The organism is Vibrio sp. 1288, assembly GCF_033344475.1.
Genome location: NZ_JAWPOX010000160.1, coordinates 1 through 1,020, shown reverse-complemented (window position 1 = coordinate 1,020; position 1,020 = coordinate 1). Strand labels below are relative to the sequence as shown.

The 1,020-nt window shown below is 43.3% G+C and carries 1 protein-coding gene and 1 pseudogene; both read left to right on the top strand.

Going from position 1 to position 1,020, the window contains the following annotated elements; translation table 11 throughout:
• A pseudogene (locus tag R8O11_RS25330) lies at positions 1–328 on the top strand (alkaline phosphatase family protein); the annotation flags it as partial.
• An 88-nt stretch (positions 329–416) separates the two neighbouring features.
• Positions 417–857 carry a TerB family tellurite resistance protein gene (locus R8O11_RS25325; protein ID WP_005454910.1) on the top strand — a complete coding sequence of 147 codons (441 nt, stop codon included), beginning with the start codon at positions 417–419 and terminating at the stop codon, positions 855–857.
• Positions 858–1,020 lie beyond the last annotated feature (163 nt).

The window sequence follows — 1,020 nt, the reverse complement described above, 5'->3', positions numbered from 1 at the left end:
TTATCGAAAAAACAGCCCGAATATTTATCAAATCACCTGTAGCGGCATTAAAAACCAGTTCCCTACGCAACTGCTCACGATCTGCGATGGCCTAGACAGAATGCTTTACAGTCCGCGTTCACCACTCAACTGGTTTACGAAACGTAAACGCTTGAAGATCTACAAACGCGCGCCAAGCACTCACAATTTTTATCGCTTGGTTAATCACAGTGCTATCGGAGAGTTACGCTTGGACGATGAAGGGAAACCGAGTCACATCGGCATTCTGACTAGCGACGGAGAGGAGATTAACTTCCCTCCAACTCGCGCAGAAGATAAAGGAAAATAACCTGTCAGGTCGGTGCTAAATTTGATACGACACCTTGAGATTTACCGTATCTATTACCATCTTAAAAGAAAACAGCTTGGTGCTTACTATGTTTAATTCTCTTACTTCGTTGTTTAAACAACTTATCGACGGCTCGGATTTGAGCAAAACCAATGCACTGTCGCCAAACATGGCGATCGCATGTCTGCTGTGTGAAGTGTCTGGTGCGGATCATCTAATTGATGAAAAAGAAGAAAGCACAAAGCGTTCTTTACTGATGAAGTTGCTCGAGTTAAACGAGCAAGAATCGGAGCAGTTACTTGCTCAGGCAAAAGAAAAAACGCAAGACGCTACCTCTTTGTACGATTTTACTTCCCAGCTTCGAGAACTCACACAAGAGACTCGCTACAACTTGATTAAGAGCATGTGGGAAGTCGCTTATGCCGATGGACAAATCGACCCACTTGAGGATGCCGTAATTCGCAAAACCGCAGAACTCTTGTACGTTGACCACAGCGATTTTATCCGCGCAAAACTGCAATCACAGTAACGCAGTGACAATAAAACTTGTGCTCAATGCTCATTTTCTACCAATAAAAAAACGCGCATTACGCGCGTTTTTTCTTCAGCCAACGACATTGTTATTAAAATACTGGTCAAGGTATGAATGTGTTTGACAGCTTCTACACTAAGCTACATCCAGGACAACACAA

Excerpts from the sequence above, each read along its gene's own strand:
- R8O11_RS25325 (WP_005454910.1), top strand. The coding sequence starts at position 417 with ATGTTTAATTCTCTTACTTCGTTGTTTAAACAACTTATCGACGGCTCG.